General features: G+C 73.1%; 5 protein-coding genes and 2 pseudogenes. 1 reads left to right on the forward strand and 6 read right to left on the reverse strand.

The genetic code is table 11. From position 1 onward, the window contains the following. Positions 1–215: 215 nt before the first annotated feature. The 6 genes and pseudogenes from GU5_RS17470 to GU5_RS13265 form a co-directional block, all read right to left on the reverse strand. A complete protein-coding gene (locus GU5_RS17470; RefSeq protein WP_010523647.1) occupies positions 216–941 on the reverse strand; it encodes an alpha-1,4-glucan--alpha-1,4-glucan 6-glycosyltransferase in 726 nt (241 codons plus the stop codon). 416 nt (positions 942–1,357) lie between these two features. Continuing rightward, a pseudogene (locus GU5_RS17810) lies at positions 1,358–1,627 on the reverse strand (hypothetical protein); the annotation flags it as partial. Between the two features lie 236 nt (positions 1,628–1,863). Next, complete coding sequence (gene rlmB / locus GU5_RS0100640; RefSeq protein WP_010523649.1) at positions 1,864–2,859, reverse strand: 23S rRNA (guanosine(2251)-2'-O)-methyltransferase RlmB; 996 nt, start codon at positions 2,857–2,859, stop codon at positions 1,864–1,866. Beyond that, a complete protein-coding gene (gene cysS, locus GU5_RS0100645; protein WP_029513890.1) occupies positions 2,852–4,324 on the reverse strand; it encodes a cysteine--tRNA ligase in 1,473 nt (490 codons plus the stop codon). The genes rlmB and cysS overlap by 8 nt, the downstream gene beginning before the upstream one ends. A gap of 98 nt (positions 4,325–4,422) precedes the next feature. Next, a complete protein-coding gene (gene ispF / locus GU5_RS0100650; RefSeq protein ID WP_029513891.1) occupies positions 4,423–5,790 on the reverse strand; it encodes a 2-C-methyl-D-erythritol 2,4-cyclodiphosphate synthase in 1,368 nt (455 codons plus the stop codon). Between the two features lie 53 nt (positions 5,791–5,843). Further along, on the reverse strand, positions 5,844–6,365 hold the full coding sequence (locus GU5_RS13265; protein WP_033227655.1) for a CarD family transcriptional regulator: 522 nt from the start codon (positions 6,363–6,365) through the stop codon (positions 5,844–5,846). Positions 6,366–6,625: 260 nt separating this feature from the next. Here GU5_RS13265 and GU5_RS0100660 point away from each other — a divergent pair. Next, positions 6,626–6,981, forward strand: a pseudogene (locus GU5_RS0100660) (hypothetical protein); the annotation flags it as partial.

Genomic DNA, 6,981 nt, shown 5'->3' on the forward strand with positions numbered 1-6,981 from the left:
GCACCGGCTCAGAACGAATGTAAACTTCGCATGAACGGCGCACCGATCCCCGTCATGCCGGGGATCCACGGCCATCCGACGATGCATCCGCCGCAGACTCCCCGATGTATCCGTGGTCACATTCCCCAGGGACGTGGGCCCGGCTCACGCCCCCCCTGGGGACGTCCTCCCTCATGGGAACGACCCCGCTGCGGAGAGAGGGCGGAGGCCGAGGATCACGACTCGGTCTGAATGAGCATGGAGGGGCGGAAGACCCACCGTCCGCCCCATCGGGCGAAGAGGTCGAAGGCCTCGGAGAGCATCCCTGCCCGGAAGAAGACAGAGTCCACCCCCGCGGCATCCGCATCGCTGCTCCGATAGCCGGCGAGCACTGCCCGCGAGGCGTCGTCGTACCAGCGGGCGTAGTTCACCGACGCGTCCGGGGCCTCCTCGACCCGCTCCATCACGGCATCGGCCAGTGAGATCAGCACGGTCACCACGTCGCGCAGCGGCAGCGCATGCTCGACCATGCCGCCCTGCTCGGAGACGATCCACCGCGTGCCGCCGGCCTCCTGAACGCCGTGCAGCCGGGTCAGATCCAGGTCGCCATGGATGTGCTGCAGCATCTGAGGCTCGTCGGCCTCGCGCAGCTCCATCTCCAGAGTGTCCACGACCTCGCCGATCTCGGCCTGCTCCTCCTCGTCGAAGCGTTCGGCGACCTCGCTCCACTGCTCGGCCAGCGTCCGACGGGCGTCCTGGGCCATCGTCGACAGCTGCCGCCCGGTCTGCGGATGCGCCCCGAGCGCACCGGCGAGGTCAGCATGGAAGGTGCCCAGCCCGCGACCGAGGGCTCGGGCGGTCTCGACGAAGGGCGTCTCCTCGCGCAGCGCAGTCCTCGCCGCGTCGCGCGCCCGCTCTCCGAGGCAGCCCCGCCCGCGCAGCACCGCGAGGTCGCCGCCCACCCAGCGACCTCCGGGGCGCGCCAGGCGCCGTCGACGAGTCCCAGCACCGGAGCCACGGAGCGCGAACGGGACTGCGTCAGCGTCAGTGCAGTCTCCAGCTCCGTGCTCCGCCCCTCCGCGGGGCGACGCAGCACGTCGACGACGACGGCGTCCTCGTCGTCGACGCCGTGCGCGGCATCGGCGGTCACCACAGTGCGCGCGACGTCCTCGCGGTCGCCGGGCACGGGGCTGCGACGCAGACGCCCGGTGAAGGGAACATGCTCGGCGAAGTCTGCGAAGGCCCGGCCGTGCGCCCGACCATCGCGGGTGCCGCGACGACGTCGGGCCATCTCCAGCCAGGCGGCGAGGAAGGCCTGGTCGCGGGCGCCGTCGTAGAGCCAGCGCTCTCCGTCGTCGGTGCGCAGCGTGCCGATGAAAGCTTCCTTGCCGGCGAGCGCCGACGGCCGGGTGCGCAGCGCGACCGGCAGCGAGACCAGGTCCTTCACACCGTCGTGCTCGACCTCGAGGAGGTGGACCTCCAGCACCAGGCCCGTGTCGGACTCCCCCTCGGGGGCCACGAGCCGCTGCCCGCCGACGCGGCGCAGGCTCCGCCGACCGGTGCGCGCCGGGAACCATTCCCGCCCGGCCAGCCAGGTCTCGACCACGTCGAGGAAGCCGGGGAGCTGCTCACCGCGCACTGGCGCCATCGTCGTCTCCTTCACCGGGAACCCTCCTTCGCCGTCGGCGAGGCGTCCTGCTCCCCCGCCGGCCCGTTCCGACCCCACGGGCCGACTGCCTGAGCCGGCCGCTCCGGGTCATCTGCTCCGACGCTACCCCAGGAGCGTGCAGAAGCGTCGGCGATCCGCGAGCAGTGTCCGCACCCGTCGGCCCGGTCAGCCCCGGTCAGCGCCGATCGGCCCCGGCCCGTTCGAACCGGCTCGGGTCAGCTCTGGCCGCCGGCGCGCAGCCGGGCGATCTCGTAGAGGCTGATGCCCACCGCCATCGATGCGTTCAGCGACTCGGTGGACGAGGCGATCGGGATCGAGACGATCTGATCGCAGGTCTCGTGCACCAGCCGCGACAGTCCGCGCCCCTCGGAGCCGACGACGACGATGAGCGGCTCGTCGGCCAGGTGCAGCCCGGTCAGCTCGGCGTCTCCATCGCCGTCCAGTCCGACGACGAAGTATCCCTCCTGCTGGGCGGCACGCAGCGCATGGGTGAGGTTCTTCGCCCGGGCGACGGGGATCCGGGCGGCCGCACCGGCCGAGGTCTTCCAGGTGGTGGCGGTGATCCCGGCCGACCGCCGCTCCGGGACGATGACGCCGTCGGCGTCGAAGGCCGCCGCCGCACGCAGGATCGCGCCGAGGTTGCGCGGGTCGGTGATGGAGTCGCAGGCGACCAGCAGCGGCTGGTGGGCGAGGTGGCCCTTCCGGGCCCGCTGGAGCTGCTCGTCGATCAGCTCGCCCGCCTCGGCATAGTCATAGGGCTCGAGCACCAGGGCCACGCCCTGGTGGACGGCGTCGCCGGAGGCGCGGTCCAGCTGGCGGCGACCGACCTCGCGGATGTGCACCGACTGCTCGGCGGCCAGCTGCAGCGCCTCGCGGATGCGGCCGTCGGACTCGATGTCGGTGGCGACATGCAGCTCCTTGGCCGGCACCGCCTCGGTCAGCGCCTCGAGGACCGCGTTGCGGCCGGCGACGACGTCGTCGGTCCCCTGCCCGGATCCGCGGGTGCGCGGCTGCCGAGCCTGCTGCTTGGCCCGCGAGCGTTCGGCGAGCTGCTTCTGCCGATGCGCCTTGTGGTAGACGCGGTCCTCCGCCTTCGGGGTCGGGCCCTTGCCCTCGAGCTTGCGCCGGCCCTGGCCGCCGCTGCCCACGACGGGCCCCTTCTTCTCCTTCTTCCGCACGGCGGCGGACTTCGGACGGGAATCTTTAGCCACGACGGGCCTCCTTCGGCAGCGACCAGCGGCTGCCCTCGCGAGAGTCTTCGATCATCACGCCCGCCGCGGCGAGCCGGTCCCGGATCGCGTCGGCACGGGCGAAGTTCTGCTCGGCCTTGGCCTCGGCCCGCTCGGCGAGCAGCCCGTCGACCAGCGCGGCCAGCGCGGTGTGTTCGGCCGACTCGGCGCCGGATCCTGCCTCCGGCACGTCGTCCAGGCCCAGGACGGAGACCATGGTGCGCACGGCCGCGGCCCGGGCGGCGGCGACGTCGGCCGCCCCCTCGTCCAGGGCGGTGTTGCCCGCCCGGACGGTCTCGTGCAGCGCCGCCAGCGCGGCGGGCACGTTGAGGTCGTCGTCCATCGCGGCGGAGAACTCCCCGGGCACCTGCTGCGCGGCCGCGGCGACGGCGTCCTCGCCGAGCGTCTCGACGGCGCGGGCCAGGAAGGTCTCGATGCGCTCGACGGCGGCCTCGGCCTCCTGCAGCGCCCCCGGCCTGTAGTCCAGGGGCGAGCGGTACTGCGCCTGTCCCAGGAAGTAGCGCACCGCCGTCGGGCGGGCGGCGGCGAGCATCTCGTCCGGTGAGATCGTGTTGCCCACCGACTTCGACATCTTCTCGCCCTCGTAGGTGACCATGCCGTTGTGCAGCCAGTGCCGGGCGAAGCCGTCGCCGGCGGCCGAGGACTGGGCCAGCTCGTTCTCATGGTGGGGGAAGCGCAGATCCAGGCCGCCGCCGTGGATGTCGAAGGTCGACCCCAGATACTTCGTCGCCATCGCCGAGCACTCCAGGTGCCAGCCGGGCCGGCCGCGGCCCCAGGGCGAGTCCCAGGCGGCGGTCTCCGGCTCGCCCCCCTTGTGCCCCTTCCACAGCGCGAAGTCCCGCGGATCGCGCTTGCCGCGCGGACCGGCGTCGGGGGCGTCCTGCATGTCCTCGACCGCCTGCCGGGTCAGCTCGCCGTAGGCCGGCCAGGAGCGGACGTCGAAGTAGACGTCGCCGGATCCGTCCTCGGCCGGGTAGGCGTGGCCGGCCTCGATGAGTCGCCGGACCAGCGCGAACATCTCGGTCATGTGCCCGGTCGCCCGCGGCTCGCAGGTGGGCCGCCGCACGCCCAGGGCGTCGTAGGCGGCGTGGAAGGCCTGCTCGAAGCGATAGGCGAGCGCGAACCACGGCTCGTGGGCCGGATCGGCGCCGTCGGCGCCGCCGGCGAAGTCCGCGGCGCATGAAGCCGCCGCCTTCTCCAGGATCTTGTCGTCGATGTCGGTCACGTTCCGCACCGAGGTCACCGCGAAGCCGGTGTGCTCAAGCCAGCGGACCAGGATGTCGAAGGCCACCGCCGACCGGACGTGCCCCACGTGCGGACGCCCCTGGACGGTCGCACCGCAGTAGTAGAGCGAGACCCGGCCGGGCTCCATCGGGACGAAATCGCGGACGGTCGCCGTCTTGGTGTCGTAGAGTCGCAGTGCCACGTGCACAGCCTATCGGACCGATTCCGGGCGACGGCGCGGGATCCCCGGGGCCTCGTGCCCGGCTCGGCGGAGCCTCCGACGCTCCGTCCCGCCGCGGGTCAGGCCGGTCCTTCCGCTCCGACCTCGACGAGCACGGCCGTCGCAGTGGCCAGCACGCCCTCGACCCGGCCGGTGAAGCCGAGTCCGTCCGAGGTCGTCGCGCTGACGGCCACCGGCGCACCGGCGGCCTCGGTGAGGACCTGCTGCGCCTCGGCCCGACGCGGACCGAACTTCGGACGGGCGCCGACCAGCTGCACCGAGACGCTGCCGACGCGGAAGCCGGCCTCCCCGACCAGCCGGACCGCCTCGGCCAGCAGCACGACGCCGGAGGCGCCGGCGAGCTCAGGCCGCGTCGTGCCGATGGTGTCGGCGCCGAAGTGCACGCCCATGTCGCCGATCCCGGCCGCGGAGAAGATCGCGTCGCAGGCGGCGTGGGCGACGACGTCGCCGTCGGAATGGCCCGACAGCCCGCGCTCGCCCGGCCAGTGCAGGCCGGCCAGCATCAGCTCGCGATCCTCGTCGGCGCCGGCGAAGGCGTGGACGTCGTGGCCGACGCCGACGCGGGGCACGACCACCGGCGGAACGGCGCGCGCGGACGGTGCGGCCGGATCGGGTGCGGGCGGATCCTCCGCACCGTCCTCCTCCATGCTGCTGAGCAGCGCCTCGGCGGCCAGCAGGTCGGTCGGAGTGGTGATCTTCAGCGAGCGTGCGTCGCCGGGCACCAGCCCGACGTCGACGCCCAGGTCCTCGGCGATCATCGCCTCGTCGGTGAGCCGCTCGGCCTGCTCGTCGGGAAGCTCGCCGATGTGGGAGAACGCCCGGCGGAGCAGCGGCAGGGTGAAGCCCTGCGGGGTCTGCACGGCGCGCAGCCCGCCGCGCGGCGGGGTCCCGGCGACTCGCTCCACGGCGGGGGCGGGATCCGCGTCCGGCGCGGCGACGGCCTTGATGGTGTCGGCCACCGCCACCGCCGGCACGACGGCCTGCCAGCCGGCGGACAGCGCGTCGAGCACGCGGAGGTGGACCGCGGCCGGGGTCAGCGGACGGGCGGCATCGTGGACGAGGATCGCGGTGTCCTCCTCGGCCCAGCCGCGGGCCGCGGCATGGTCGGCGACCGCTTCGACCCCGCGCCGCACCGAGGCCGGCCGGCTGCCGGCGCCGGGGACCGGCACGACGTCGACGCCCAGCGCGGCGGCCAGCTCGGTGCCGCACTCGCCCAGTCGCCGACGGGCCTCGGGGTCGTCGGGCAGCACCAGCACGACCAGCTCATAGCCGATCTCCGGTGCGACGCCGTCCAGCGCGCGGGCCAGCATGCTCCGTCCGGCCACCGGAACCAGCGCCTTGGGAAGGCCGCGGCCGAGCCGCGTGCCGCTGCCGGCGGCCACACAGACGAGCGCCCGGCGCTGTGCAGCGTCCGGGCGCGTCGTCATGCGGGGCTCCTCGCCGGAGCCGGGCCGTTCCGTCGGCATCGTCGATCCGGCGGTCACTCGCCGGAGGTCGTGCCCGACTCGCCGCGGACCGGGGCCTCGTCGAGGATCTCGTCGAGCAGCTTCTCCGCCCGCACCTCGTCGAGGTCCTTGGCCAGCGCCAGCTCGGAGACCAGGATCTGGCGAGCCTTGGCGAGCATCCGCTTCTCGCCCGCGGACAGGCCGCGGTCGTGCTCGCGGCGCCACAGGTCGCGCACGACCTCGGCGACCTTGTTGACGTCGCCGGAGGCCAGCTTCTCCAGGTTCGCCTTGTAGCGGCGCGACCAGTTGGCCGGCTCCTCGGTGAACTCCGCCCGGAGGACGTCGTAGACGTGCTCCAGGCCCTCGGTGCCGACCACGTCGCGGACGCCGACGAGGTCCACGTTCTCCGCGGGCACCTCGATGGTCAGATCACCCTGCGACACCCTCAGCTTGAGGTACATCTTCTCCTCGCCGCGGATGGTGCGCATCTTCACTTCTTCGATGGTCGCCGCCCCGTGGTGCGGGTACACGACTGTCTCGCCGACCTCAAAAACCATGTATATGTTCCCCTTTCCCGCAGACGAGTTTATCACGGATCACAGCCGCGCCAGCGTGTCGAAGCTCGCACCACAGGTTCCAGCACATAGGGTTCGCCGCCGCACATCTTCGACGCCGTGTAGAATTCGAGGCGCCGCACGACGCCGACCGGCGACGATGTCGTATCCTGGAGCCGTCCAGGTGCGCTCCAGGTGCGTCGGCGCCACGACCTGCGTCGCACCGTCCGTGTCGCATCCCATCCCGTGAGGAGACCCCCGACGTGAAGCACGCCCCCTCTCTGGCCCGCCGCACGGCCGCGGCGGCCCTCGCGGCCGCCGCCGTGCTCGGCGCGGCCGGCTGCAGCGCGATCAACTATCAGGCCACCACGCACCAGTACTCGGCCTCCAACGGCATCGTCGAGGACGTCGACGGCGTGGAGTTCCGCCACATCATGCTGATCACCTCCGGCGAGGGCGAGCCGGCGCGGCTCATCGGCACCGCCGTCAACGACGGGGGCGAGCCGGTGGAGGCCGGGATCGAAGTCGCCGGCGAGCGCTTCAGCGTCGAGGTGCCGGCCGGCGGCGCAGTCTCGATGCAGCAGGACGAGGAGTTCATCGTCGGCTCCTCGCCCATCCC

It is taken from the genome of Nesterenkonia sp. F (assembly GCF_000220985.1).
Taxonomy (GTDB): Bacteria; Actinomycetota; Actinomycetes; order Actinomycetales; family Micrococcaceae; genus Nesterenkonia.

Excerpts from the sequence above, each read along its gene's own strand:
- GU5_RS13265 (WP_033227655.1), bottom strand. The coding sequence starts at position 6,365 with ATGGTTTTTGAGGTCGGCGAGACAGTCGTGTACCCGCACCACGGGGCG.
- ispF (WP_029513891.1), bottom strand. The coding sequence starts at position 5,790 with ATGACGACGCGCCCGGACGCTGCACAGCGCCGGGCGCTCGTCTGTGTG.